Origin of the sequence: Leeuwenhoekiella palythoae (assembly GCF_020310025.1) — a bacterium.
Lineage (GTDB): Bacteria > Bacteroidota > Bacteroidia > Flavobacteriales > Flavobacteriaceae > Leeuwenhoekiella > Leeuwenhoekiella palythoae.
Genome location: NZ_CP084318.1, coordinates 1,730,800 through 1,756,126, shown reverse-complemented (window position 1 = coordinate 1,756,126; position 25,327 = coordinate 1,730,800). Strand labels below are relative to the sequence as shown.

General features: G+C 41.2%; 25 protein-coding genes, 1 tRNA gene and 1 riboswitch. Of the genes, 15 read left to right on the top strand and 11 right to left on the bottom strand.

The features are described 5' to 3' along the window. The first annotated feature begins 199 nt into the window (after positions 1-199). From LDL79_RS07435 to LDL79_RS07425, 3 genes are all read left to right on the top strand, one after another. Positions 200-2,134 carry a M1 family metallopeptidase gene (locus tag LDL79_RS07435; protein ID WP_394372626.1) on the top strand — a complete coding sequence of 645 codons (1,935 nt, stop codon included), beginning with the start codon at positions 200-202 and terminating at the stop codon, positions 2,132-2,134. Between the two features lie 124 nt (positions 2,135-2,258). Next, positions 2,259-2,648 carry a hypothetical protein gene (locus LDL79_RS07430; protein WP_225599761.1) on the top strand — a complete coding sequence of 130 codons (390 nt, stop codon included), beginning with the start codon at positions 2,259-2,261 and terminating at the stop codon, positions 2,646-2,648. An 80-nt stretch (positions 2,649-2,728) separates the two neighbouring features. Further along, positions 2,729-2,793: riboswitch (Fluoride riboswitch) on the top strand. 46 nt (positions 2,794-2,839) lie between these two features. Further along, positions 2,840-4,150, top strand: a complete 1,311-nt coding sequence (locus LDL79_RS07425) for a voltage-gated chloride channel family protein (RefSeq protein ID WP_225599760.1) — start codon at positions 2,840-2,842, stop codon at positions 4,148-4,150. Here the strand turns inward: LDL79_RS07425 and LDL79_RS07420 are convergent. Both LDL79_RS07420 and LDL79_RS07415 read right to left on the bottom strand, forming a co-directional pair. After that, positions 4,147-4,500 (bottom strand): hypothetical protein, encoded by a 354-nt coding sequence (locus LDL79_RS07420; protein ID WP_225599759.1) that lies wholly within the window; start codon positions 4,498-4,500, stop codon positions 4,147-4,149. The two genes, LDL79_RS07425 and LDL79_RS07420, sit on opposite strands and share 4 nt — an antisense overlap. A 119-nt stretch (positions 4,501-4,619) precedes the next feature. Next, positions 4,620-4,693 (bottom strand) — tRNA-Ala (locus LDL79_RS07415). A gap of 164 nt (positions 4,694-4,857) precedes the next feature. Between LDL79_RS07415 and LDL79_RS07410 the strand changes: the two genes are divergently transcribed. Next, the gene (locus tag LDL79_RS07410; protein WP_225599758.1) at positions 4,858-5,361 is read left to right on the top strand and encodes a GNAT family N-acetyltransferase; all 504 of its coding nucleotides are present in this window, start codon (positions 4,858-4,860) and stop codon (positions 5,359-5,361) included. Positions 5,362-5,404: 43 nt separating this feature from the next. Beyond that, positions 5,405-6,739, top strand: a complete 1,335-nt coding sequence (locus tag LDL79_RS07405; protein WP_225599757.1) for an MATE family efflux transporter — start codon at positions 5,405-5,407, stop codon at positions 6,737-6,739. A 4-nt stretch (positions 6,740-6,743) separates the two neighbouring features. Here LDL79_RS07405 and LDL79_RS07400 read toward each other — a convergent pair whose 3' ends face one another. Then, positions 6,744-7,391: a 2OG-Fe(II) oxygenase gene (locus tag LDL79_RS07400; protein WP_167598452.1), complete on the bottom strand. Its 648-nt coding sequence runs from the start codon at positions 7,389-7,391 to the stop codon at positions 6,744-6,746. A 247-nt stretch (positions 7,392-7,638) separates the two neighbouring features. Between LDL79_RS07400 and LDL79_RS07395 the strand changes: the two genes are divergently transcribed. After that, positions 7,639-8,091, top strand: coding sequence for a 6-pyruvoyl trahydropterin synthase family protein (locus tag LDL79_RS07395; RefSeq protein WP_072981013.1), 453 nt, complete (start codon positions 7,639-7,641; stop codon positions 8,089-8,091). 27 nt (positions 8,092-8,118) lie between these two features. Continuing rightward, positions 8,119-8,898 (top strand): UDP-2,3-diacylglucosamine diphosphatase, encoded by a 780-nt coding sequence (locus tag LDL79_RS07390; RefSeq protein WP_225599756.1) that lies wholly within the window; start codon positions 8,119-8,121, stop codon positions 8,896-8,898. Here LDL79_RS07390 and LDL79_RS07385 read toward each other — a convergent pair. From LDL79_RS07385 to LDL79_RS07375, 3 genes are all read right to left on the bottom strand, one after another. Beyond that, entirely contained in the window at positions 8,895-9,242 is a 348-nt protein-coding gene (locus LDL79_RS07385) for a hypothetical protein (RefSeq protein ID WP_072981012.1), read from the bottom strand. The genes LDL79_RS07390 and LDL79_RS07385 overlap by 4 nt on opposite strands. Positions 9,243-9,303: 61 nt before the next feature. Next, positions 9,304-10,995, bottom strand: coding sequence for a single-stranded-DNA-specific exonuclease RecJ (gene recJ, locus LDL79_RS07380; protein ID WP_225599755.1), 1,692 nt, complete (start codon positions 10,993-10,995; stop codon positions 9,304-9,306). 61 nt (positions 10,996-11,056) lie between these two features. Continuing rightward, positions 11,057-12,655: a hypothetical protein gene (locus LDL79_RS07375; RefSeq protein ID WP_225599754.1), complete on the bottom strand. Its 1,599-nt coding sequence runs from the start codon at positions 12,653-12,655 to the stop codon at positions 11,057-11,059. 91 nt (positions 12,656-12,746) lie between these two features. Here LDL79_RS07375 and LDL79_RS07370 point away from each other — a divergent pair, with 91 nt between their 5' ends. Both LDL79_RS07370 and LDL79_RS07365 read left to right on the top strand, forming a co-directional pair. After that, entirely contained in the window at positions 12,747-13,154 is a 408-nt protein-coding gene (locus LDL79_RS07370; protein WP_225599753.1) for a hypothetical protein, read from the top strand. Continuing rightward, entirely contained in the window at positions 13,151-13,570 is a 420-nt protein-coding gene (locus LDL79_RS07365) for a hypothetical protein (protein WP_225599752.1), read from the top strand. Before LDL79_RS07370 ends, LDL79_RS07365 begins: the two co-directional genes overlap by 4 nt. Here the strand turns inward: LDL79_RS07365 and rsmI are convergent. Next, positions 13,567-14,244, bottom strand: a complete 678-nt coding sequence (gene rsmI, locus LDL79_RS07360; RefSeq protein ID WP_225599751.1) for a 16S rRNA (cytidine(1402)-2'-O)-methyltransferase — start codon at positions 14,242-14,244, stop codon at positions 13,567-13,569. The two genes, LDL79_RS07365 and rsmI, sit on opposite strands and share 4 nt — an antisense overlap. Then, positions 14,244-15,122 (bottom strand): hypothetical protein, encoded by an 879-nt coding sequence (locus LDL79_RS07355; RefSeq protein WP_225599750.1) that lies wholly within the window; start codon positions 15,120-15,122, stop codon positions 14,244-14,246. Before LDL79_RS07355 ends, rsmI begins: the two co-directional genes overlap by 1 nt. A 101-nt stretch (positions 15,123-15,223) precedes the next feature. Here LDL79_RS07355 and LDL79_RS07350 point away from each other — a divergent pair, with 101 nt between their 5' ends. From LDL79_RS07350 to LDL79_RS07325, 6 genes are all read left to right on the top strand, one after another. After that, positions 15,224-15,844 carry a thymidine kinase gene (locus LDL79_RS07350; RefSeq protein WP_225599749.1) on the top strand — a complete coding sequence of 207 codons (621 nt, stop codon included), beginning with the start codon at positions 15,224-15,226 and terminating at the stop codon, positions 15,842-15,844. A 22-nt stretch (positions 15,845-15,866) separates the two neighbouring features. Beyond that, positions 15,867-16,964: an alanine racemase gene (alr, locus tag LDL79_RS07345; protein ID WP_225599748.1), complete on the top strand. Its 1,098-nt coding sequence runs from the start codon at positions 15,867-15,869 to the stop codon at positions 16,962-16,964. A gap of 77 nt (positions 16,965-17,041) precedes the next feature. Next, positions 17,042-17,461 carry a large conductance mechanosensitive channel protein MscL gene (mscL, locus tag LDL79_RS07340; protein ID WP_072980997.1) on the top strand — a complete coding sequence of 140 codons (420 nt, stop codon included), beginning with the start codon at positions 17,042-17,044 and terminating at the stop codon, positions 17,459-17,461. Between the two features lie 297 nt (positions 17,462-17,758). Next, complete coding sequence (locus LDL79_RS07335; protein WP_225599747.1) at positions 17,759-18,748, top strand: aspartate-semialdehyde dehydrogenase; 990 nt, start codon at positions 17,759-17,761, stop codon at positions 18,746-18,748. A 179-nt stretch (positions 18,749-18,927) separates the two neighbouring features. Beyond that, positions 18,928-21,009, top strand: a complete 2,082-nt coding sequence (locus tag LDL79_RS07330; RefSeq protein WP_394372618.1) for a prolyl oligopeptidase family serine peptidase — start codon at positions 18,928-18,930, stop codon at positions 21,007-21,009. 77 nt (positions 21,010-21,086) lie between these two features. Further along, entirely contained in the window at positions 21,087-22,013 is a 927-nt protein-coding gene (locus LDL79_RS07325; protein WP_225599745.1) for an ABC transporter ATP-binding protein, read from the top strand. 7 nt (positions 22,014-22,020) lie between these two features. Here the strand turns inward: LDL79_RS07325 and LDL79_RS07320 are convergent, their stop codons facing one another. The 3 genes from LDL79_RS07320 to accB all read right to left on the bottom strand — a co-directional run bounded on the left by LDL79_RS07320 (position 22,021) and on the right by accB (position 25,304). Next, complete coding sequence (locus LDL79_RS07320; protein WP_225599744.1) at positions 22,021-23,172, bottom strand: NAD(P)/FAD-dependent oxidoreductase; 1,152 nt, start codon at positions 23,170-23,172, stop codon at positions 22,021-22,023. Positions 23,173-23,335: 163 nt separating this feature from the next. Continuing rightward, positions 23,336-24,688, bottom strand: coding sequence for an acetyl-CoA carboxylase biotin carboxylase subunit (gene accC, locus LDL79_RS07315; RefSeq protein ID WP_072980989.1), 1,353 nt, complete (start codon positions 24,686-24,688; stop codon positions 23,336-23,338). Positions 24,689-24,803: 115 nt separating this feature from the next. Next, on the bottom strand, positions 24,804-25,304 hold the full coding sequence (gene accB / locus LDL79_RS07310) for an acetyl-CoA carboxylase biotin carboxyl carrier protein (RefSeq protein ID WP_225599743.1): 501 nt from the start codon (positions 25,302-25,304) through the stop codon (positions 24,804-24,806). Between the last annotated feature and the right edge of the window lie 23 nt (positions 25,305-25,327).

Below are 25,327 nucleotides of genomic sequence, written 5' to 3'. Positions count from 1 at the left end.
AGAGAGAAGTTGGCTTTAGCTGCTGCTTAAATTTTAAATTTGAATCAGCAGATCCTTTCAAGTGGTTTTCGGTGGAATAACATTTTTCAAGTTCAACGACCGGCAATACTTGCAACGAATCATCTGAGTAGAGCTCCAAAATCACTATAAATTGAATGGATCTAACAATTAAAGTAAAACCTTTTAGTTAATGAATAAAATGAAAAACAAAATCGCTGTAGCCCTTCTCATGATTGGCGGATATGCAGGAGTCAACGCACAAGAAGTGCAAAGCAATCAATCGCTTTTTGACGAATTCTTAGATCATAACGGAAATGAATTCCGCACAGCTACCGGTAAACCGGGAGAAGACTATTGGCAAAACGAAACCGATTATAAAATTGAAGCTACGCTTGACGATCAAGCACACACGATCACCGGGAAGCTCACTTTAGAATATACCAATAATAGTCCGCAGGAGCTTGATTTCATCTGGATGCATCTAGAGCAAAATCGCTTTACAGCAGATTCTCGCGGAACGTTAACAACACCTATTAACGGCAATCGTTATAATGGGGATGTAGATGGCGGATACACCATTACCAATCTTGAGGCTAAAGTAAAACGCAGTTCTTCATCAAAACACATCATTACAGACACGCGTATGCAGGTCTTTTTTGACGAACCCATACCGGCAGAGGGTGGTAAGGCGACCGTTTCTATGAATTTCACCTATAAAATTCCGGTGAAAGGAATGGACCGTATGGGCCGCCTAGCCACTGAAAACGGAACCATCTATGCCTTGGCGCAGTGGTTTCCACGCGCGGCAGTTCTTGACGATATCGAAGGATGGAATATCGAGCCGTATTTAGGTGCCGGCGAATTCTATCTTGATTATGGAGATTATGACTTCAAAATCACTGCTCCTTACAATCACATCGTAGTTGCTTCGGGCGCTTTGCAAAATGAAAGAGATGTGCTTTCAGCAACACTTCGCGATCGTATGGAAAAAGCAAAAAACAGCGACGAGACGGTGATGCTGGTAAAAGCAGACGAACTAGACGATATGTCGTTAAGAGCAAAACAGAGCGGTACACTCACGTGGCATTTTAAAATGGAAAACACCCGCGACGTTGCTTTTGCTTCTTCTAAAGCTTTTATTTGGGACGCAGCAAAAATCAACTTACCTAGCGGAAAGAAAGCATTGGCACAATCGGTTTACCCTATTGAAAGTGACGGTCAAGGCGCTTGGGCACGTTCTACCGAATACACCAAACATTCTATTGAAAACAACTCTGAGATGTGGTTTGAATATCCTTATCCTGTAGCTGTAAACGTTGCTGCAGACATTGGCGGAATGGAATATCCCGGTCTTAGTTTTTGTAGTTGGAAGTCTACTGGAGCCGGATTATGGGGCGTTACTGATCACGAATTTGGTCACAACTGGTTCCCGATGATCGTTGGTACAAACGAGCGCCGCTATGCTTGGATGGACGAAGGTTTCAATACGTTCATCAATCACTACAGCTCAAACAAATTTAATAACGGCGAATATCCTTCAAACCTTAATCAAACCCGAAATGCGCTAGGTTGGTATACGAACCCTAATCGTGAAGGAATTGACACCTATCCTGACGTAACCAACTTAAGAAACTTGGGGATGATCGCTTATGCAAAACCTGCGCAAGGATTATTTATGTTACGCGAGTATATCTTAGGCCCTGAACGCTTTGACAACGCCTTTAAATCTTATATTAAAACCTGGGCATACAAGCATCCACAACCACGTGATTTCTTCAATCATATGGAAAATGTTGCCGGGGAAAACCTAGCTTGGTTCTTTAAAGGTTGGTTTTATGGAACCGGTAATATTGATTTAGCTGTAAATAGCGTGCGTCAATATCAAGGTAATTATGTGATTAGCCTTTCAAACAACGGTGATATCCCGATGCCGGTAAAAATGCAAGTTACTTTTGCAGATGATACTACTCAAATGGTAGAACTTCCTGTGGAGATCTGGCAAAGAGGTAACGACTGGAACTATCTTCTAGAAACAAATAAAGAAGTTTCTAAAGTAGTTATTGACCCTAGCAAAATGCTCCCAGATGTCAACTTCTCAAACGACAGTTGGCCGGTAGCACAATACCAGAACTAAGTTTAGCTTTTTAAAGTAAAACCCCGAATGCTTTCGCCTTCGGGGTTTTTTATGCGATCTATTGAAATGTAACATTTTTCGATTTTACCTACCTATAGTTTAAATCATCAACATCAATCAAATTATGGAAACTCAAACCAACAACCTCAACACCTACCGCATACTTTACATCATAAAAGGTATCTTCAACCTTCTAGGTGCTGTTTTCTTTATAGGCTACGGCTTCTTTATGAATTTTATTTTCACTGAAGTAAACCAAAATACCGAGACACCTTTTGATATGACTACCTTTTTCGGCATCATTTGCGGAATAGGCTTCGTCGTGAGTTTAATTTTTGGAATTGTAACGCTGCTAGGCGCCAAATATATTGGTGAAGCACGCAATTATACCTTTGTGCTTATTGTTGCTATTCTCAATTGCCTTACCGGTATCTTAGGAATTCTTCTGGGTATTTTTTCGATTATTGAGATCAACAAGCCGCACGTAAAAGCCTTATTTGACCAGAATAAATAGAATCGAAGCATTAAATCTTGATTATTCAGTAAGAGCTGTTTTCATCAAGCGCTTTAAAGATTTATTTTATCTTTGTTGCTTCAATCACAGGCAATGAGGTCTGCCTCAAACCGCTTCTTAGCAAGCTGATGACTTCTACTTAACCGGCCCGCAAACGCGAGGTCAAAGTAGAATCATTTATATACGGCAGTATGAACTTAGACAAATTTAAGCGCTCGCTCACTTCAATCGAGCAAATTCCTTCTCTGGTTTATCTTTTTAAATGGATTATCATCTGCACCCTGATCGGGGCGATTGCAGGCAGTATTTCGGCATTTTTCCTACTTAGTTTAGAATGGGCGACCAATTATCGAGAAGCACATTTATGGATTATTGCGCTACTTCCTATTGGCGGTTTCCTTGTTGGTCTTTCCTACCATCTCTACGGAAACAGCATCGTAAAAGGAAATAACCTGCTGCTGGAAGAATTTCATACGCCTAAAAAAGTGATTCCGTTTAAAATGGCGCCTTTGGTATTATTTGGTACCATCGCCACGCATCTTTTTGGAGGATCAGCCGGTCGTGAAGGAACCGCGGTTCAAATAGGTGGCGCAGTGGCCGATCAGTTTACCAAAATTTTTAAGCTGAATAATCAAGACCGAAAAATTCTACTCATCGCCGGGATAAGTGCCGGTTTTGCTTCGGTTTTTGGAACACCGCTCGCCGGAGGAATTTTTGCTTTAGAAGTTCTTATTCTTGGAAGAATTCGGCTAGATGCGATTGTACCGAGTTTTCTTGCGGCCGTACTTGCCGATTATTTCTGCCAAGCCTGGAATGTAGGTCACACGCATTATCATATCAATTCAATTGCCGAAATGAACCCGGCCAACCTGTTATGGGCGCTTCTCGCCGGAATTATTTTCGGTTTGGTGAGTATGCTGTTCTCAAAAAGCACACATTTTTGGAGTTCGCAATTCAAAAAATACATTAAGTATCCGCCGCTAAGACCTTTTATTGGCGGTGTTGTAATCGCCATTGCGGTGTATTTAATAGGCACCACAAAATACATAGGACTTGGAGTTCCCACCATTGTGGATTCGTTCAGCGAAGCGATGAACAAATATGATTTTCTTGTCAAAGTATTATTCACATCATTTACACTGGGAGCCGGATTTAAAGGTGGCGAGGTAACACCCTTGTTTTACATCGGAGCGACTTTAGGAAATGCATTGATCTGGTTTATTCCCTTACCGATGGATCTTCTCGCAGGAATGGGATTTGTTGCTGTTTTTGCCGGCGCGACCAACACTCCGATTGCGTGCACCATTATGGGTATCGAACTTTTTGGGATTGAATCTGGCGTATTTATCGCCATCGCGTGCAGCACCGCTTACCTGTTTTCTGGTCATTCAGGAGTTTATGCTGCGCAAATCATCGGAAGTCCTAAAAACACCCACTACAACAACGAAAAAGGAAATTTACTTTCTGAAATCAGCGAGAAAAGAGCAAATAAAGAGCTTTAATTCCTCGCAAACACTTCCGGTTTTCTAAGGTATGCCGCAAAGAGTGTACTCATCAAAATAAGCATTAATACTTCGGCAGGTTTGCCTTTATACAGGTGAATGCCAATAACCGGAAGCATATAAAGCGAAAGCATCGTTACGCCCCACAGCATTGTTTTATGATAATAAAATAAGGCAAGCCCCGTAAGAATAAAAACTCCTGCGGTAAGCATCACCGCACTGCTTTGTACAATTTTCCCTGTTTGATTAGGATCAAGCAATTTGTCAAGCGCCGTTGGAACATAAAAAACAGCGAGCAACACTGAGGGTAAATAAATTAAAATGGAAATTAATACGGGTTTGGGGTTCATCTTGTGCGTCGGTTAGTTTACGAGCTGCTAATACCAGCTCAAAATGTATAACGCAAAGTAAATCAACATCGTATAAAACCAAAAAAACCTGAAGCAGTTCTGCTTCAGGTTTTCTTTTGTGGAGAAGATGGGATTCGAACCCACGACCTCTTGACTGCCAGTCAAGCACTCTAGCCAACTGAGCTACATCCCCATTTTTTTTCGCCAGCGTCTTTCGTCGATTAGACAACTGAGCCAACCCCTTTTGGAGGGCGTAAATATAACCAAATTCCTTAATAAACATCTCAATTATCATTTTTGCTACTGATGCTTTTTACATTCAGCGTAAATGCCTCATTTTTGCAAAAAACCACCCAAATGATACGACCCGCTACTTCTGCAGATGTTGATGAAATCTTACAAGTGACCGCCGCCTGCGCAAAAACAATGATTGCCAATGGTATTTACCAATGGAATGAACACTACCCGTCGCGCGCAGCTTTTGAAGAAGATATTAAACGCAACGAACTTTACATCTACACGCAAAAAGAGCGTATTCTGGGTACTGTTGTGGTTTCCACTTTGAAAGATGAGATTTATGAGGAAATTACCTGGCTGACGCCTTCTGATGCCCGCTGTATCTACATTCATCGGCTGGCGGTTCATCCTGAAGCTCAAGGTCAGGGAATCGCACAGCAAATGATGCAATTTGCAGAAGATTATGCCCGGGAAAAAGGTTTTGCTTCCATTAGGCTAGACACCTTCAGTAAAAATGAGAGAAATAATGTTTTTTATACTAAACGGGGTTATCAAAAACTTGACCCGGTCTATTTTCCTAAGCAAAGTGAATTTCCGTTTTACTGCTACGAACTCGTATTATAAATACCGGCTTTAGAAATCTTATTTTCGCCCTACGCTAAAACTCATGACCGCAACCAACCCGCTTTCTTTTAAGAATATAAACCGTCTTGCTGTTCCGGCATTATTGGCGGGTATTGCAGAGCCTATACTTTCTGCTACAGATGCGGCTGTGGTGGGCAATGTACCCGATAATGCTACAGAAGTCCTCGCCGCTGTGGGTATTGTGGGTTCGTTTTTGTCGGCGCTTATTTGGATTTTAGGCCAAACGCGTAGCGCATTACAAGCCATTATCGCCCAGTATTATGGTGCTGATAAAATTGATGAGATCAGCACGCTTCCGGCGCAAGCGATCTATTTCAATATCCTGTTGAGTATTGTGATCTTGGTCACCACGCTTCCCTTTATTGAAGCTATTTTTTCGCTGTACAACGCATCCGGACTCATTCTCGACTATTGCGTGCAGTATTATTCCATTCGGGTTTGGGGCTTCCCACTCACCTTATTCACCTTTGCTATTTTTGGCATTTTTAGAGGATTACAAAACACCTTTTGGCCTATGGTGGTTGCGATAATTGGGGCCGGCGTGAATATTCTGCTTGACTTTATTTTAGTCTACGGAATAGAGGGCTACATTCCCGCAATGCAGATCGAAGGTGCTGCGTATGCCAGTCTAGGTGCGCAGGCGTTGATGGCTGTTTTATCACTAATTCTTGTGCTTATCAAAACCAACGTAAGCCTAAAACTGCGCTTCCCGATTCATCCTGAATTATGGAGGCTCGTGGGTATGGCGCTCAACCTTTTTGTGCGTACCATCGCTTTAAATCTCGCCCTGTATCTCGCCAATTCGTTTGCCACAGATTATGGCGCATCTTACATTGCGGCACAAACTATTTTGATCAACATCTGGCTATTTTCGGCATTTTTTATTGACGGATATGCCGCTGCCGGAAATATTCTTGCAGGCCGTTTTCTAGGTGCTAAAGATTATACCAGCCTCTGGGAATTAAGTAAAAAACTAAGTAAATACAGCCTGATCATTGCCGGCGGATTGATGCTTATCTCTGCTATTTTATATGAACCTATCGGATTAATTTTCAGCAAAGAACCGGAAGTGATCGCACGATTTACAGCGCTGTTTTTTGTGGTAATTCTCATGCAGCCTTTAAATGCCCTCGCCTTTATTTTTGATGGAATCTTTAAAGGAATGGGCGAAATGAAATACCTACGTAACGTGCTGATGGCCGCCACTTTTCTGGGTTTTGTTCCCGCTATTTTTATTGGGGATTATTTTGAACTGAAACTCTACGCGGTGTGGATCGCCTTTTCGGTGTGGATGATTGTGCGAAGCGGCGCTCTTATTCTCAAATTCAGAAAACGCTTTAAGCCGAAAGTCGCTTAAAAAGCTATCGGGTCTTTAACCAGCCCGTAATGCTCAAACGCTCTGAAGCCAATACCGGTTTTACCTCATGCTCCAAAATTTGACTTTCAAAAATCACCACGCGCCCGGGTTTAGGAATGATATCAAGCGCACGTTCTCCGTTTCCTTCAGGTAAATAGATCGTGAGTTCGCCGCCATTGCTTGCCACCCAACTGTCGTCGTTTAAATAACAAACCATCGAGAGTTTACGGCGATCGTCATTTTGAAAGGTATCCAGATGCCTTTTATAGAAAGTGCCTTTAGGGTAAATCGCATAGTGAAATTCCTTCTGAAGAATTCCCAAAAAACACGTGCGGTTTAGGTAAGCAACGAGATCATTGATCTTCTCAAAAAACAGACGTTCTTTAGGTCTGGCTTCGGCTTCATTGATCCATTTAATAAAGTCTCCACGAATAGTTTTGTCGATCTCTTCATTAAACTTGTTGCCAATGGCTGCCTTTTTAAAACTGTCTGCCTCGTAAACTTCCTTCAGCGACTGTCTTAATTCCTCAATTTCTTCCGAAGAAAAAAAGTCATCAACAATGGCATAATTACATTCTAGTAAATCTGTGATTACCTGCTCGTAGGCCGGGTTTTCAATAAAATCTACCTGCTCAAAAAGCTGCGTGTTCATAGGCGTCAAAATCCTCAAAAATGAGATCGAAAATTGCGCGCAAATAACGCACAAAAAACATTGCGAAATTCGCAATTTTCAAGCCCTTGATTATTTTCTAGGTACGGCGCTTAGACTTTGTTACTTTTGCCTAATTAATCATATCATTTATGGATATTTTACAGTTTTTAAGCGGAACCGGTATATACTTGATCTTTGCGATTGCGCTCATAGTAGTGGTTTTGGTTAGAAAATTTAAAAAGTAATTATGAGCAACATACGCATCACCAAACAGTTTTCTTTTGAAACCGGTCACGCGCTTTACGGCTACGACGGTAAATGTCGCAATGTGCACGGGCACAGTTATAAGCTTTCGGTAACGGTGATTGGGACGCCTATTTCAGACAACAACAATGTGAAGTTTGGGATGGTGATCGACTTTGGTGACCTAAAAAAAATTGTGAAAAGTGAGATCGTAGATGTGTTTGATCACGCTACAGTTTTTAATAAAAACACGCCGCACGTTGAGCTGGCCAAAGAACTTTCAGACCGTGGTCACAATGTGCTGTTGGTTGATTATCAACCTACCAGCGAGATGATGGTGATTGATTTTGCTGAAAAAATAAAGAAACACCTTCCGGAAAACATCACGTTATTTTCACTGAAATTACAAGAGACCGATACCAGTTTTGCCGAATGGTATGCCGCTGATAACGCATAAATAATTGCACGGCTTTTACCCTCCATTATGAGTCAGCCCATAGTACAAATAAATATTCCTGAAGGGAAAAAGGTGTATTTCTCAAGTGATAACCACTTGGGTGCACCCACTGCTGAAGCGAGCAAACCCCGCGAGAAAAAATTTATCGCTTGGTTGAGCGCGATCGAGGCAGATGCTGCAGCGATTTTTCTATTGGGTGATCTGTTTGACTTTTGGTTTGAATATAAAACTGTTGTTCCTAAAGGCTTTGTGCGCGTATTAGGCAAATTAGCGCAACTGCGCGATAAGGGCATCCCGATCTACTTTTTTGTGGGAAATCACGATTTGTGGATGAACGATTATTTTAAGACCGAACTCGACATTCCTGTTTTTCACGAGCCACGCATTTTTGATCTGAATAACAAGCGCTTTTTTATAGGCCACGGCGATGGTCTGGGTCCCGGTGATAAGGGCTATAAGCGTATGAAAAAAGTGTTTACTTCGCCGTTCTTTCAGTGGTTGTTTCGTTGGGTGCATCCTGATATTGGGGTACGATTAGCCCAGCATCTTTCCGTAAAAAATAAGTTGATCAGCGGAGAAGACGATCAAAATTTTTTAGGAGAAGAAAACGAATGGTTGGCTGCATACGCAAAGCGGAAATTAGAAAGCGCACATTATGATTACTTCATTTTTGGACATCGGCATTTGCCTATGGAAATCCAAGTAGGCCCTCAATCAACCTATTACAATCTAGGCGATTGGATCACACATTACACTTACGGTGTTTTTGATGGGAACTCTTTTCAGCTAAAAGAATACAGCATTTAGTTTAAAGCCGTTTGCATAAAGAAATGCATTTCCATTCTTAAAATGGTCTGATCTAAAAGATCTTGAATCTCATAAACCTCATCACGACTTACCGCTAAATCTACATCTGGAGACGGAGTTTTAAGCAATAAGGAACGGCATTCTCTTGGAGCAGGACAGTCTTTACACGTGTATTGCGCTAAAGTATCTTGAGTTAAATGTGCAAATTCTTTAAGCTGATCTAGTGAGAAGTAAAAACCCATATCCCTAAAAACAACCTGCGCTTTAATACTGCTGTATTTTGAAGTTTTCCAGTAAAAGGAAATGCCACTATCGTTGCGGTAAATGATATCAATATGCTTCATAACCTAAGGTTTGAAACAAATATACTAAAGTTATTTAGAACAAATCTAAATAGAATGCTAATTATTCTTGTAGATCCCGAAGCTTCAACTGAATACTCTTAGTGCCATTCCATTCGTTGATATCTAAAGAATAAGCAGCTTTAAATGGCTTTCTATGCTGAATTAAATCACATTTGGAACCCAGTCCAAAACCAATGGCGCCAATGGTCTGACTGTCATTTTGCTTAACGCTACATTTTAAATGCGTTTCATCTGCGCCTACGCATTTACCAAAACCGTTATCAGTAAGATTTTTACTCATAAAAACCGGCGTCATATTTCCCGGGCCGTACGGCGCAAATTGCCGAAGAATACGGTAAAATTTTGGAGTGATGTCATCAAGTTCAAGTTCGGCATCTATGGTGATCTCAGGAATAAGCAAGCGCTCGTCAATAGAACTGCTTACCACTTCTTCAAATTTTTGTTTAAAACCTTCATATTGATGTTCTCCAAGGGTGAGACCTGCAGCATATTTATGTCCACCAAATTGTTCTATATGTTCGCTACACTGCTCTAAAGCATCATACACATCAAAACCTTTGACAGAACGCGCACTCGCCGCTAATTTTTCGCCACTTTTAGTAAATACTAATGTTGGTCGATAATAGGTTTCGGTTAGTCTTGAAGCCACAATACCAATGACTCCTTTGTGCCAATTCTCCTGAAAAACAACAGTAGTTTTTCGGTTTTCTTCCTTATTCGTTTCGATCTGCAATAAGGCTTCTTGTGTAATTACTTTGTCAAGATCTTTCCGCTCTGCGTTAAAACCTTCGATCCCTGAAGCCATTTCTTGAGCACGCTCGTAATCGTGTTCGGTAAGTAATTCTACTGCGTGTAAACCATGTTTGATTCTCCCGGCAGCATTAATACGTGGTGCGATGATAAAAACAACATCGGTAATGGTGAGTTCATCTTTATTCACATTTTCGATCAAAGCCTGAATTCCGGTACGTGGCAGCGTATTGATCACGTCAAGACCGTAAAATGCCAACACTCGGTTTTCGCCGGTAATGGGCACAATATCGGCACCTATTGCAGTTGCCACAAGATCAAGATAAGGCACCAAAGTTTTAACCGGAAGGCCCTTCTCCTGCTCCATTGCTTGAATCAATTTAAAACCCACACCACAGCCGCAAAGCTCTTTGTATGGATAATCACAATCCTCTCGTTTTGGGTCTAAAACCGCAACTGCCTCCGGAATTTCAGCACCGGGACGGTGGTGATCACAAATAATAAAATCGATCCCGAGTTTTTTGGCATAAGCTACTTTTTCGATCGCTTTTACACCGCAGTCGAGCGCAACAATGAGCGTAATGTCATTGTCGTGCGCATAATCAATACCCGTATAAGAAACGCCGTAACCTTCGGCATAGCGATCTGGAATGTAGGTCGCCACCTGCGGGTGCAACGTCTGGAGATAGCTACTCATCAGCGCAACACTTGTTGTCCCGTCTACATCATAATCCCCGTAAACCAAAATATTTTCATTTTGAGCAATTGCAAGATTAAGGCGTGCGACGGCCTTATCCATATCTTTCATCAAAAACGGATCGTGCAAATCATCAAGCGAAGGTCTGAAAAACGCTTTGGCTTTGTCATATGTGTCTATTCCGCGCTGAATTAAAAGCTGTGCGATTTTTTCTGGAATCGACAGTTGCTTTGCAAAAGCATTGATTTTTTCGGTTTCGGGAATAGGTTTGAGTGTCCATCGCATTGCTGCAACAAGTTTTAAGCGGGATTCGTATTCTCGTTGGTCTCAACCAACAGCTATTTGATTACAAATTTACTTTTATAATCCAAGCATCTTCAAAATCATTCAACTTTCTATACTCAACCAATCTCTCGTATAACGCATCAGGATCGGTGCTGTAATCAATATAAATGTAGTGATAGTTGTTTGCTGGATTTACAAAACTGACGGGCGTAAGACCTCTTAATTTCATCTTATCTTGCCAACGCAATGCATTATCACGTTGCGCAAAAACGTGATTTACGATGTAATAACCTTGATCCATTCCGGGTACGGTTAAAGGTTTTGAAGCCAGCATATCTTGCAACGCCTGAGGTCTTGTACTATTTTTAATAGTGCCCATTGGCTTAGACTGTATGGGCTCCCCGTCTTTACCGTACTGTTGTACATCTTCTTCGGTTTCCGAAGGACTTTCGGTTTGAGGAAGAGGTTCTTCTACTGCATCTTGTTTGGTTTGCGAAATTTCCACCGGCATTTTTGATGGAATACTATCAGCTTTTCCTTCTACAACCACGCGCTGATAATAAGCAGTGCTTATTTCGGTTTGAAAAGCATTAAAAAACACAAACAATCGGTCTGATTCTGTTTTAAACTGAAGCTTTACTTGGGTTGCATCGTTAGCGATCAATGCATTGTTTTCATTCGGAATATCCACTTTAGCCAGATCAAAGCCTAACGTGTTGGAGCTCTTAGGAGTTCTGTTTACATACTTTTTGTCTTTGACCGTGATGCTGCTGTTAAAAAAGTTATTGGCATAACGCACCCGGCTCTGAAGCTCGATAAATTCGTTTTCTTGTTCGCTAAAAATTGAAACTGCATCTCCGGGCAATACCAGGTCACCTTCTAAAGCCGCCAGCGTGATAGAAGTTTTTACAGCACCGCTTTCGACTACTCTAAAATTATTAAAGTCTATCTCCTGTGAGTTATTTGGATTGATAAAACTAAACCCGTGATACCCTGTAAAATACTGCAAAGGTGCTTGCGCATCTTCATAAATAATATACAGCATCCATCCGGCAGAACTTCCGCCGTACATATAACCTTCCAATGCTGTCACATTTGCAAGAGTGTACGTGCCTGACGAGGCTTTTTGAGATTTTAAAAGCGATGTAATTTCGCTATAACACACATAAGGCGCGGCATTCTGGAGTTCGATAACTTCATCACGCATCCCGTCGTATAAGACTTCCCCTTGAATGCTATGGTAGGTTTTGCTGTTGGGCAGCTGTAGTTTTACAAGGTCAAAAGGTTTACTACGTTTTTTATTGAGTTTATATTCAACACGGTCATTGCGCACACGTTGCTTACCGCGCTCTCCGGGATACGTAGCCGCCCAGTAAAGCCCGGCATATTTAATAGTGGCATCTTTAGGCATTATAAGCGTGGCGCTACTGGAACTAAAGGTGGCAGCATTTTTATCTACATCAATATACACCATTTCTGTACGATCGTTTAAGCCCTTAGGGCGCACATAAGCGCGGGTAGGATGATCGCCTAAAATCGTATTGCCTATCACTCGTGTATCGCCTTTTAAGTAAAATTCATTTACTTTTTTAAAAGCTACTCCTTGAGCAAAACTAAATACAGAAAAAAACAAAAAGCTTACGAGTAATTTTATATGCATAGTGCCAGATTAATGAGAGTTGTGCCAAGTTACAAATAACCCCTTTTATTTTTGGTCAAGATCAGGTAAATTGTAAGCCTATACTATACAGATGCAGCACATTAAATTTTATAAAACCTTTTCTACAAGCAATCTACTTATTTTAGGAGTCGTTCTGCTGGCGATGGGCTTTTCTAGTTATAAAATTCTTTTTTCAGAAACTAAAGATGTAAGCACCTACGCCATTATTAATAGTCTTGTTAGTGTACTGCCCATTATTATCTATAGTTACCGCAAACAAAAAGCACATTGGGTTCAACATGACCAAAAACGCATTAATCTTAAGCTCGCCGGGGTTGAAAAAATCATAAAAAGAAAAGCGATATCAAAAATTAAAGTAAACGGAAAATCCATTGAAATTCTATTTAAAGCAAGTCCGGGATTAGTACTCGACCTCGAGTCTTACGCCACTGACGATGTGCTTCTTTTTGAGAAGATTTTAAAAAACAACTATTCATGAGCGCTAAGAAAATCACTTTCATTTATCAAAATGAACCTTGGCGACTAACTGTTCCTGCGGTAGGCTTTGTTCTATTTTTAGTGGGAATGCTTGCTTTAAAAGAAACTGCATTAGGGTCGGTGATTCAACCTCTGGGTATGCTGCTTATGTTTGTTCCGCATTTTATTCCTTTTAAGCTGAAGAACTATGTGCGGTTTACCAGACGGATGATTTCCTTTAAATTAGAAAAAGGCGGAAGTTACAACTACAGGTTTTCTCAAATAAAATATGTGGAGGCTTACGAAGATCGTTTGGTCATTTATACCTCAAAAAAGAAGTCTGAAAAAGTTAGGATCGAAGGTTATGCAAAAGCTGACATAAACCGACTTCTAGACTTATTACAGCCCGAAACTGAACACACCGCGGAAACCGTTTAGCCTTTAGGCTTCCCTCCTACGATGATCACAATTTCTCCCTTAGGCGCTTTGGCCTCAAAATGTTTTAACACCTCAGCTGCAGTACCACGCACGGTTTCTTCATGAAGTTTTGAGATCTCTCTGGAAACTGAAATGCTTCGGTCTTCGCCAAAGAATTCGACCATATTTTTTAAGGTCTTTACCAGCTTGTGCGGACTTTCATAAAAGATCATCGTCCGCTCTTCTTCCGCCAAAAGTAAAAAACGGGTTTGTCGCCCTTTCTTCACCGGAAGAAATCCTTCAAAAACAAATTTATCGTTAGGCAGACCGCTATTAACCAACGCCGGAACAAAAGCAGTAGCACCGGGCAGACAATCAACTTCAAGACCTGCTTCTACACAAGCGCGCGTTAATAAAAATCCCGGATCTGAAATCGCCGGAGTTCCTGCATCACTTATCAAAGCAAGGGTTTGCCCTTTTTTAATACGGTCTACAAGACCCTCAACCGTTTTATGCTCGTTGTGCATATGATGCGAGTGCATCTGTGTGGTGATCTCAAAATGCTTAAGCAACTTCCCACTCGTGCGGGTATCTTCGGCGAGAATGAGATCTGCTTCTTGCAGTACTTTAACTGCTCTAAAGGTCATATCCTCTAGATTGCCAATGGGTGTGGGTACAAGAAATAGTTTACCCATTAGGAGTCAAATTTGCGGGCTACCAGCTCTTTAAAGCGCGTCTCATACATCTCTTTTCCGTCCCAATTGTTATAGTCTGGTTTTACCATTTGGTCGATAAGGGTAAACGCTTCTTCTTCTGAATTTGCCGTGTTGAGTTGTGAAAGCACGCGATTGTAATCCGTATCGCTTCCGTTAAAAAGATGTTTTATAAATGCAATACGGTCATTAAGGCCAAAAGAAAGTCCGCGAGAGATACGGTCGTTCAGTTTTCTAGGCTTGCTTTCCTGTGATTTTGCATCGTCTTCAAACTCGGCAATTCGACCATATTCACCAATCTCGTCTTTATCGTTTTTAACCACATCAGGTTTTTGGGTAATTTGCTGAAACATCGCCTCAATAGCATCTGCTTCAGGCGGCATTTGAGCGACAATATCTTTGATCTTTTCCATCACCGGCTCGTGTAACGAAGCCTGATTGATCTTGGGCTCTTTTTGCTCTTTTGGTTTAGGGTCTTCTGCTTTAGGCTGTGTTTCTTGTGGTGTTCTTAAGCGCTCAAAGAGTTCTTCATTAGCAGCGGCTATACGCGCAATACGCTCTAATTCGGTTTCTTCTTTTTGAGGTGCTTCGGTCGGAGTTTCTTCAGCTTGCTCTAGTTGAATTTCCTGAATACTTTCAGCAATCACTTCACTATCTTCTTCCTCTAAAGCTTTGATGATTTCGGCTTTGCCTATGGTGGGTTTTGCAGTGTCAAAATGCGCTTCTACATAAGCTAAAATTGATAGTGCTTCATAAATCTTCTGAGCTTCAATTTTTAGGGTCTCGTAATCACTCTCTGAGTCAAGTTTTAAAATCTTGTGCGCCAGGCTCACCAAGTCAGATTTTAATTTCTTCTTCATAAGTTTTTTGTTTGCTCTGTTTATTTGCTGGGGTTTTTAATAAATTTGCTAAGCCCTCTAAGAATAGCACCTTTGCCCTTTAAGAGGTTGAAAAGTACGAAATGTTTCTCGAAAATACCGTTAATCATAAAGAGCAATTTGGATGGATAGAAGTCATATGCGGCTCTATGTTCTCGGGTAAAACCGAAGAATTAATTCGCCGACTAAAACGCGCCAAGTTTGCTAAACAAAAGGTTGAGATCTTCAAACCTGCAATAGATACCCGCTATGATGACGAGCTGGTCATCTCTCATGATGCTAACGAAATCAGATCAACTCCGGTACCTGCCGCTGCTAATATTCCTATTCTTGCAGACGGTTGCGACGTGATAGGTATTGATGAGGCACAATTTTTTGATGAAGAAATCGTAAAGGTGTGTAATGACCTTGCCAATCGCGGAATCAGAGTCATAGTTGCCGGACTTGACATGGATTTTAAAGGAAATCCTTTTGGCCCAATGCCTGCGCTTATGGCTACCGCCGAGTATGTTACCAAAGTACACGCTGTGTGTACACGTACGGGAAATCTGGCGCAATTTAGCTACAGAAAGGCCACCAGCGATGATCTTGTATTGCTAGGAGAAACCGAAGAATACGAACCCTTAAGCCGTAGTGCTTATTATAAAGCAATGCTTCGTGAGCGTCTGAAAACTATAGAAGTTAAGGACCCCCGAAGAACTTAAAAACCCAAAAACAAAAGACTAAATGCCGCACACTGTTCTCGAAATAGACCTAAACGCCTTAAGCCATAATTATGACTATCTACGGTCTAAACTAGAACCAGATGTAAAGATGCTCGCTGTTGTAAAGGCTTATGCTTACGGAAGCGAGTCTGTAGCTGTTGCCCGTAAACTGGAAGAAAAAGGTATAGATTATTTTGCTGTCGCTTATACCCCAGAAGGTGTCGCTTTACGCGATGCAGGAATCAAAACACCTATTCTTGTTTTACACCCGCAGATTGAAAATTTTGATCAGGTGATTGAGCATAAACTAGAGCCAAGTATTTATAGTTTTAGAGTACTAAAAGCTTTTACCGAGATCGCTGAGTCAAAAGGTTTAAAAGATTATCCCATTCATATAAAATTCAATACCGGTTTAAACCGACTAGGGTTTAAAGATGTGAATGAAAAAGATATTCTAAAACAATTGCACGCCACCAAAGCACTAAAGGTTAAATCGCTGTTCTCACATCTTGTAGCTAGTGAAGATATGAATGAGCGCACGTTTACCCAGCAGCAAATTGACGCCTTTGAAAACAACGCAAAACATATGATTGCCGGTTTAGGCTATACCCCGATGTTGCATCAAAGCAATACTTCGGCGATTATAAATTATCCTCAGGCACAGTTTGATATGGTGCGCACCGGAATAGGCCTTTATGGCTACGGAAACATTCAAGCTGAAGATTTGAAACTAAAACCGGTGGCTACCTTAAAAACGGTTATTTCGCAAATTCACGAGATCGCTATTGGAGAAACGGTAGGATACAATCGTGCGCATACTGCTGCAAAACTAGGCCGAAGCGCAACACTACCTATTGGCCACGCTGACGGTATTTCACGCGCTTACGGTAAAGGTCGCGGCTATGTGATGATCAAAGGAAAGAAAGCACCAATCATAGGCAATGTGTGTATGGATATGATTATGGTTGATGTTACCAAGATTGATTGCGAAGAAGGTGACGAAGTGATTATTTTTGGGAAGGGTGCTTCGGCAGTAGCCTTAACAGCACGTATAAAAAGTATTCCGTATGAGTTGATTACAGCGATTTCTCAACGCGTTCAACGAAAAATTATAGAATAACTAACAGCTTCTGCTTTTAGTCTTTTTAATATTTACCTATATTAGAACTTTATTTAACTACTTAAACCAACGAAATAATGGCATTTTTTAAAGATTTTAAAGCCTTTTTAATGAAAGGTGACATCGTTGCTCTAGCAACTGCGGTAATTATAGGTGGAGCATTCAACAAAATTGTAGGCTCCTTAGTTAAAGATGTGATTATGCCCGTAATAGGTGTGATTATGGGAGGTAAGAATGTCAACAATCTATTCTTTTCTCTGGATGGAGGAGAATATGAAACCGTTGACGCTGCCATTGAAGCCGGAGGAGCAATTATGACCTACGGTAACTTCCTGCAAGCTGTGATTGATTTTATCATCATAGGTTTTGTGATTTTCTGGTTATTGAAAGGTTATGAGAAAACCAAGAAAAAAGAAGAGCCTAAACCAGCTGCTCCTAAAGGACCAACTCAAGAAGAATTACTTATCGAAATTCGTGACGAATTGAGAAAGAAATAAAGACTCGTGTGCCTTAAAGCACAAACCGCTGCACTGCAGACTAATTTTAACTAAACCCTCGAAGAAATTCGGGGGTTCTTTTTGTTATATAAATAACATAATGTTTATAAAACATACAAAATGTCACTTTTTAAACAAATGTGTATATTTTTAATAAGATAGTCTGCTTTTTTATAAAGTGTTGCTACTTTTGGCGTCCGCAAGCTAAAGGCCTTCAGGCTGGCTGATTTTCAGCGGAACTAACAAACTAAATTTTCTCAACGATATTGAGATTGACACACGCTAAAGATTAAAATTATGAAAGTAGCTGTTGTAGGTGCCACCGGGATGGTAGGCCACGTAATGTTGCAAGTATTAGCAGAACGCAACTTCCCCATAACCGAATTAATACCTGTTGCCAGCGCACGCTCAGTAGGTAAAACGGTTACCTATAAAGACAAAGAATACACCATTAGTTCTATGGAAGATGCGATTGCAGCACGTCCTGATATCGCGATTTTTTCTGCAGGTGGTGGGACTTCGTTAGAGTTTGCTCCTAAGTTTGCTGAGGTGGGTACTACTGTTGTAGACAACTCTTCTGCGTGGAGAATGGATCCTGATAAAAAACTTATTGTTCCTGAGATCAACGCTTCAGAATTAGAAGATTCAGATAAAATTATCGCTAATCCTAACTGTTCTACTATTCAGATGGTTTTGGCTTTGGCACCTTTACATAAGAAATATAAGATCAAGCGTCTTGTAATCTCTACGTATCAGTCTATTACCGGAACCGGAGTTAAAGCGGTTCAGCAGTTAGAAAATGAATATAAAGGAGAGCAAGGTGATATGGCTTACGCCTATCCTATTCACCGCAATGCAATCCCTGCTTGCGATGTGTTTACCGAAAATGGGTATACCAAAGAAGAAATGAAACTCGTTAACGAGACTCAGAAAATCTTAGGTGATAACACGATTGCAGTTACTGCTACAGCGGTGCGCATCCCGGTTGTGGGTGGCCATTCTGAAGCGATCAACGTGCAGTTTGAAAATGATTTTGACCTAGCAGAAGTTCGTCAACTGCTTCAAGCACAAGATGGTGTTATCGTTCAAGATAATCCGGATACCAATACTTACCCAATGCCTATTTACGCTGAAGGTAAAAACGATGTATTTGTAGGTCGTATTCGTCGTGATTATTCGCAAGAAAACACGCTAAATATGTGGGTGGTTGCAGATAACCTGAGAAAAGGTGCAGCAACCAATGCGGTTCAAATCGCTGAATATCTAGCAGCTAAAGAATTGGTTTAAATCACACCAGCCAAATAATTACACAAACCTCTGAGACGTGGCGTTTCGGAGGTTTTTTTATTGCCTATATTTGAAAGAATTCAATTTTGTTTCAAATGAAAAAATTAACACTCCTATATTGTTTTGCATCTTTCGGAATAATTCTACAAGCACAAACCATCCGAACAAAAAAATTAAATATGATTTATCCTGAAACGAAAAAGGTAGATACCGTTGACACCTATTTTGGCACCGAAGTTCCCGACCCGTATCGCTGGCTCGAAGACGATCGCAGTGCCGAGACTGAGGCTTGGGTAAAAGCAGAAAATAAGGCCACGTTTGGCTATTTAGATAAGATTCCGTTTAAAGATGAAATCAAGCAAAAGCTTGAGAAAATCTGGAACTACGAGAAAATTGGCGCTCCTTTTAAAGAAGGTGATTACACCTATTTCTATAAAAATGACGGACTGCAAAATCAGTATGTGATCTACCGTTATAAAACCGGTGAAGATCCTTCAACTGCAGAAGTATTTTTAGATCCCAACACCTTTGCCGAAGACGGTACCATTTCACTAGGCGGACTTAGTTTTTCAGATAATGGAAAACTGGCTGCGTATAGTATTTCTGAAGGGGGAAGCGACTGGAGAAAGGTTTTGGTAATGGATGCTGAAACCAAAGAGATCACCGAAGATACTTTGGTCGATATCAAGTTTAGCGGAATCTCTTGGCGCGAGAACGACGGGTTTTACTACTCGAGTTATGACAAGCCAGACGGCAGCGAACTTTCAGCAAAAACAGATCAGCACAAAGTGTATTACCACAAGCTGAATACGGCTCAAAAAGAGGACGAACTGATCTTTGGCGGTACGCCTGAGAAAAAGCATCGCTACATTGGCGCAAGAACGACAGAAGACAATGAATATTTGATCTTGAGCGCTAGTAATGCAACTTCAGGAAACAAGCTTTATATCAAAGATCTGAGCAAGCCAAATGCCGATTTTGTTGCGATCGTTGATACGGAAGAAACCAATACTTCTGTGATCGAAAATGTAGGTTCTAAACTTTACATTGTGACCGACAAAGATGCGCCCAACCGCAAGATCGTTACCGTTGACGCTGCTAACCCAACTCCAGAAAACTGGGAAGATTTTATCCCGGAAACCGAAAATGTGCTTTCACCCTCTACCGGTGGTGGTTACTTTTTTGCAGAATATATGGTTGATGCCGTTTCGCAAGTAAAACAATACGATTATAAAGGTAAGCTGGTGCGCGAAGTTGAACTACCCGGCATCGGAAGCGCCGGTGGTTTTGGAGCTAAAAAAGAAGATAAAGAACTTTTTTACAGTTTTACCAACTATACCACTCCAGGAAGTATTTACAAATACAACATTGAGTCTGGAGCTTCTGAATTGTTCCGTAAACCGGCGATCAATTTTGATCCTGAGAATTACGAGAGCAAGCAAGTATTTTATACTTCAAAAGACGGTACAAAAGTTCCTATGATCATCACCTTCAAAAAAGGTTTAGAACTTAACGGTAAGAACCCAACCATTCTTTATGGTTATGGTGGTTTTAATATTTCGCTTACGCCTTCATTCAGCATTACTAATGCGATCTGGATGGAAATGGGCGGTGTGTATGCCGTGCCTAACCTGCGTGGTGGCGGCGAATATGGTAAAGAATGGCACGACGCCGGTACCAAAATGCAAAAGCAAAATGTCTTTGATGACTTTATCGCTGCCGCAGAATACCTGATTTCAGAAAACTATACCTCAAGCGATTATTTGGCCGTTCGCGGTGGTTCTAACGGTGGTTTGCTCGTGGGTGCAACGATGACGCAAAGACCCGATTTGATGAAGGTAGCGCTTCCTGCAGTGGGCGTGATGGATATGCTGCGTTATCACACATTCACCGCCGGAGCCGGCTGGGCATACGACTACGGAACTTCAGAAGACAGCAAAGAAATGTTTGAATACATTAAAGGTTATTCTCCTGTTCATAATGTAAAAGCCGGGACTAAATATCCTGCAACTTTAGTAACAACAGGAGATCACGATGATCGCGTGGTTCCTGCACACAGTTTTAAATTTGCTGCAGAATTGCAAGAGAAACAAGCCGGTGACGCACCTGTTTTGATACGTATTGAGACATATGCCGGCCACGGTGCAGGAACTCCGGTAAGCAAGCAAATTGAGCAAACAGCAGATATTTTTGCCTTTACGCTTTACAATATGGGCTTTGACGTACTTCCGGAAAAAACTAAATCAGAGATTAAAGGCTAACTGCGGAGCTTTTTAAAACCAATAAAATTAAGACCTCAAAGGCTTTGATAACTTTTGAGGTCTTTTTATATTCTATTATGCTAAAAGTAGACATAACCGACTTCGGCTATACCGAAGAAACCGTTTTAAAAAATCTTGATTTCACGGTAGAAAAAGGAAAGCACATTTCAATTTTAGGGGAAAGTGGCTGCGGAAAAAGCACCTTGCTTAAAATCATCTATGGCTTACTTCACGTTGAAAACGGGACTATTTTTTGGAACGACAACGAACTTTTAGGCCCCAACTTTAACTTGGTTCCGGGAGAGCCTTTTATCAAATATCTCGCTCAGGATTTTGACTTGATGCCCTATATTTCGGTAGCAGATAATATTGGGAAACATCTGTCGCGTCGTTTTATGCAACAGCGGGAAGAACGCATTAACGAGCTTCTTGAAGTGGTTGATATGACCGCTTTTGCCGATGTACACGTAAAACTTTTGAGTGGTGGACAAAAACAGCGGGTTGCACTTGCACGCGCTATTGCCAAAGAACCAGAACTGCTCTTGCTGGACGAACCGTTTAGCCATATTGATAATTTTAGACGGAATGCCTTACGCCGAAATCTCTACGCGTATCTGAAAAAAGAAAACATAACCTGCATTACCGCCACGCACGACAGCGAAGAAGCACTTTCTTTTTCAGACGAAATTAAAATGATGCGCGAGGGTCAATTTATACAAACCGCAACTCCGAAAGCTTTGTTTGCAAATCCAAAGAATGCTTATGTCGCTTCGTTTTTTGGTGATGTGAATACGCTAGAACTTGATGGTGAAAAACATTTGATTATGCCGCATCAACTTGAGGTTTCTGAATCTGAAACCGGGTTAAAAGCCACCGTGATTAAATCGTATTTTAAAGGAAGTTACTATCTCGTGGAAGCTGAAGCTCAAGGACAAAAGATCTACTTTAATACTGTTGATGCTTTAGATAAAGACACTTTCGTTTATTTAAAACTGAAGCTCTAATCTAGCGCTATACTTTCATATTTTTTGGCGGGTCCAATAAATCAGCCAGGTCCTTCCCTATCTGGCTGCCAATAGCTACACCCATTCCTCCTAGTCGAACACCGCAAAAAACGTGTTCTGAAAGCGGTTTTAGGATGGGCTTCTTTTGAGCTCCAACACCCAGAATTCCGCTCCAGCGATAGTCGATTTCAACTGGAGTTTGCGGTAGAATTATTTGACTGAGTGTCTTTTCTAAATGCGCTTGAATAGTTACTGAAGTCCCGAGTGCATCGGTTTGTTCCCCGGTTAAATCCAGATTGCGGCCGCCTCCTAAAAGGATTCGGTTATCGATATTTCTGAAATAGGTATAGCCTTCATCCAGGTGAAACGTGCCTTTGATTTTTAGATCAGGAATAGGTTTGGTCACCAACACTTGATTGCGCGCTGGTTGCACTTGAGTAATTCCCAAATGTGTTGCTAAACCATTAGTTGCTATGAATAGTTTTTTTGTTTTGAATGAGATGGAATTTGCTCGTACTTCTACGCTATTCGATAGTGTTTCAAAACCGGTAACCGTCCAATTATTTAAGATCAGTATATTCTGTTGAAGCGCTTTTTGAAGCAGACCTTGCATCATGTTCCCCGTGTCTATCGCACCTTCTTCAGCATTAAATAGCAGTCTTTCTTGAATATTCTTAAATTGAAATCTGTTCTGAGCACTACTGAAAATAGGTTTTTCAAAAACCGGTTCAAGTAATTCATTTAGATAATCGATCTGACTGAAACAGTTTTCATAAAGCTCAAGGTTTGTGTTTAGAAAAAGTTCATAACCGCCACACTTTTCAAAACCGATAGCCTGATCGCCTAAGGTTTCTCTCAAAACCTTCAGCCCATCTACGCGCATTTTAACCAGTTTTAAAACTTCGTCTTCGCTATGGCGGTCTAAATCTGATAAAAGCTCTGAAACGCTTCCAAAACAAGCGAAACCAGCATTCTTCGTACTTGCTCCCTGTGGAAGACTTCCGCGCTCGAGAATTAGAATTTTAGATATAGGAAAGCGTTTACGCAGCTGCAACGCACAACTGAGTCCTGTAATGCCACTTCCCACAATGGTAAAGTCGACATCTGCTAGCCAGGATTTGTATTCCCAATACGAGAGATTAGTATAAGGTTCTTGCATAACAGCTTAAAGATAGCAGAATTTTGCATTAGGGATTGAAGGATTTGTTTGAGCTCTTCTGCCCTTTTTGGCAGAAAGCGAGTCCTGAAAGCCTGCCTTTGCCGCTAGCCATAAAAAAACCCCGAACAAAGGTTCAGGGTTGATATCTATTGAACGGTAGATCTTATTCTTCTACCGGTGGATTCATTTTAAAATCATCCATAAAGGCAGTGGTGTAGTTTCCTGAAATGTATGCAGGGTCGTCCATCAACTGTCTGTGGAATGGGATCGTTGTTTTAATTCCTTCAATAACAAACTCATCTAAAGCACGCTTCATTTTATTGATCGCCTCTTCACGGGTTTGTGCCGTAGTGATCAATTTTGCGATCATAGAATCGTAGTTAGGAACGATTGAATACCCGCTGTAAACGTGCGTATCGATACGAACTCCGTGACCGCCCGGCGCGTGTAAGTTGGTAATCTTACCTGGTGAAGGTCTAAAGTTGTTATAAGGATCTTCCGCGTTGATACGGCACTCAATAGAATGCAATTGCGGATAGTAGTTTTTACCAGAAATTGCAACTCCGGCAGCAACGAGAATTTGCTCGCGAATCAAGTCATAATCTACTACTTGCTCGGTAATAGGATGCTCTACTTGGATACGCGTATTCATTTCCATAAAGTAGAAATTGCGGTGTTTATCTACCAAAAATTCTACAGTACCTGCTCCTTCATATTTAATAAATTCTGCGGCACGAACGGCTGCAGCTCCCATTTTCTCACGAAGTTCATCGGTCATAAATGGTGAAGGTGTTTCTTCGGTAAGTTTTTGGTGACGACGCTGAACGGAACAATCACGCTCAGAAAGGTGACAGGCTTTACCGTTGCTGTCTCCAACAACCTGAATCTCGATATGGCGTGGCTCTTCAATAAGCTTTTCCATATACATTCCGTCATTTCCGAAAGATGCAGAAGCCTCTTGACGCGCAGAATCCCAAGCTTTACGCAAGTCTTCTTTTTTCCAAACCGCACGCATACCTTTACCACCACCACCGGCAGTAGCTTTAAGCATTACAGGATATCCTGTCTCTTCTGCGATGCGCTCACACGATTCAAAATCTTCAATAATCCCGTCACTTCCGGGAACACAAGGAACTCCGGCTGCTTTCATCGTAGCTTTTGCGGTTGCCTTGTCTCCCATCTTTGAAATCATATCAGGAGAAGCTCCGATGAATTTTACATCGTGCTCTTGACAAATTTTTGAAAAACGAGCATTTTCAGAAAGGAATCCGTAACCCGGGTGAATAGCGTCTGCGTTAGTAATTTCGGCAGCAGCCATAATATTTGCTATTTTCAAATACGATTCACTACTTGGAGCCGGCCCAATACAAACCGCTTCATCTGCAAAACGTACGTGCAAACTTTCGGCATCTGCAGTAGAATAAACCGCTACAGTTTTGATGCCCATTTCTTTACAGGTTCGTATTACACGTAGTGCAATCTCCCCTCTGTTTGCTATAAGTATCTTTTTAAACATATCTGTTGTCTTTATAGTTTAAGCCATAAGGCTTTAATCTATAGTATTTGATCTTTTAAACGCCGAGTTTCAGCGTATGCTTACCAAAAGTGGAAACTTTAGATCAAATAAATAATTATGCAGGGTCTACCAAGAATAGTGGTTGGTCAAATTCAACCGGAGAAGAATCATCAACAAGAACTTTAACGATCTTACCGCTAACTTCACTTTCGATCTCGTTGAATAATTTCATTGCTTCAATAACGCAAAGTACGTCACCTTCTTTGATACTTGCTCCAACTTCAACAAAAGTAGGTTTGTCTGGTGCTGGTTTACGGTAGAATGTACCAATGATTGGCGACTTTACAGTAATGTATTTGTCACTATCATCTGCCTTAGGCTTTTCAGCTTCTGGAGCTGCAGGGGCTGGTGCCGGTGCTGCAGGTTGTGCTGCAGGAGCTGCTTGCTGTGGCAGTGCAGAACCCATCATAGGTACTTGCTGAAGGATTGTGGTCTCACCTTTACTGTCTTCACCAGTTCTAATGGTGATTTTCACATCGTCCATCTCAAGTTTAACCTCGCTTGCGCCAGATTTAGCAACAAACTTGATAAGATTCTGAATTTCTTTTAAATCCATAATTAATAACGTTAGTTAGATTA

What these genes read in the sequence shown, in the direction of transcription:
- LDL79_RS07350 (WP_225599749.1), top strand. Translation starts at nt 15,224, where the DNA reads ATGTTTCTCGAAAATACCGTTAATCATAAAGAGCAATTTGGATGGATA.
- LDL79_RS07365 (WP_225599752.1), top strand. Translation starts at nt 13,151, where the DNA reads ATGAGCGCTAAGAAAATCACTTTCATTTATCAAAATGAACCTTGGCGA.
- accC (WP_072980989.1), bottom strand. Translation starts at nt 24,688, where the DNA reads ATGTTTAAAAAGATACTTATAGCAAACAGAGGGGAGATTGCACTACGT.
- LDL79_RS07405 (WP_225599757.1), top strand. Translation starts at nt 5,405, where the DNA reads ATGACCGCAACCAACCCGCTTTCTTTTAAGAATATAAACCGTCTTGCT.
- LDL79_RS07395 (WP_072981013.1), top strand. Translation starts at nt 7,639, where the DNA reads ATGAGCAACATACGCATCACCAAACAGTTTTCTTTTGAAACCGGTCAC.
- recJ (WP_225599755.1), bottom strand. Translation starts at nt 10,995, where the DNA reads ATGCGATGGACACTCAAACCTATTCCCGAAACCGAAAAAATCAATGCT.
- LDL79_RS07370 (WP_225599753.1), top strand. Translation starts at nt 12,747, where the DNA reads ATGCAGCACATTAAATTTTATAAAACCTTTTCTACAAGCAATCTACTT.
- LDL79_RS07400 (WP_167598452.1), bottom strand. Translation starts at nt 7,391, where the DNA reads ATGAACACGCAGCTTTTTGAGCAGGTAGATTTTATTGAAAACCCGGCC.
- LDL79_RS07375 (WP_225599754.1), bottom strand. Translation starts at nt 12,655, where the DNA reads ATGCATATAAAATTACTCGTAAGCTTTTTGTTTTTTTCTGTATTTAGT.
- LDL79_RS07330 (WP_394372618.1), top strand. Translation starts at nt 18,928, where the DNA reads ATGATTTATCCTGAAACGAAAAAGGTAGATACCGTTGACACCTATTTT.
- LDL79_RS07425 (WP_225599760.1), top strand. Translation starts at nt 2,840, where the DNA reads ATGAACTTAGACAAATTTAAGCGCTCGCTCACTTCAATCGAGCAAATT.
- LDL79_RS07410 (WP_225599758.1), top strand. Translation starts at nt 4,858, where the DNA reads ATGATACGACCCGCTACTTCTGCAGATGTTGATGAAATCTTACAAGTG.
- LDL79_RS07320 (WP_225599744.1), bottom strand. Translation starts at nt 23,172, where the DNA reads ATGCAAGAACCTTATACTAATCTCTCGTATTGGGAATACAAATCCTGG.
- LDL79_RS07390 (WP_225599756.1), top strand. Translation starts at nt 8,119, where the DNA reads ATGAGTCAGCCCATAGTACAAATAAATATTCCTGAAGGGAAAAAGGTG.
- LDL79_RS07435 (WP_394372626.1), top strand. Translation starts at nt 200, where the DNA reads ATGAAAAACAAAATCGCTGTAGCCCTTCTCATGATTGGCGGATATGCA.
- mscL (WP_072980997.1), top strand. Translation starts at nt 17,042, where the DNA reads ATGGCATTTTTTAAAGATTTTAAAGCCTTTTTAATGAAAGGTGACATC.
- accB (WP_225599743.1), bottom strand. Translation starts at nt 25,304, where the DNA reads ATGGATTTAAAAGAAATTCAGAATCTTATCAAGTTTGTTGCTAAATCT.
- rsmI (WP_225599751.1), bottom strand. Translation starts at nt 14,244, where the DNA reads ATGGGTAAACTATTTCTTGTACCCACACCCATTGGCAATCTAGAGGAT.
- LDL79_RS07325 (WP_225599745.1), top strand. Translation starts at nt 21,087, where the DNA reads ATGCTAAAAGTAGACATAACCGACTTCGGCTATACCGAAGAAACCGTT.
- alr (WP_225599748.1), top strand. Translation starts at nt 15,867, where the DNA reads ATGCCGCACACTGTTCTCGAAATAGACCTAAACGCCTTAAGCCATAAT.
- LDL79_RS07335 (WP_225599747.1), top strand. Translation starts at nt 17,759, where the DNA reads ATGAAAGTAGCTGTTGTAGGTGCCACCGGGATGGTAGGCCACGTAATG.
- LDL79_RS07430 (WP_225599761.1), top strand. Translation starts at nt 2,259, where the DNA reads ATGGAAACTCAAACCAACAACCTCAACACCTACCGCATACTTTACATC.
- LDL79_RS07355 (WP_225599750.1), bottom strand. Translation starts at nt 15,122, where the DNA reads ATGAAGAAGAAATTAAAATCTGACTTGGTGAGCCTGGCGCACAAGATT.
- LDL79_RS07420 (WP_225599759.1), bottom strand. Translation starts at nt 4,500, where the DNA reads ATGAACCCCAAACCCGTATTAATTTCCATTTTAATTTATTTACCCTCA.
- LDL79_RS07385 (WP_072981012.1), bottom strand. Translation starts at nt 9,242, where the DNA reads ATGAAGCATATTGATATCATTTACCGCAACGATAGTGGCATTTCCTTT.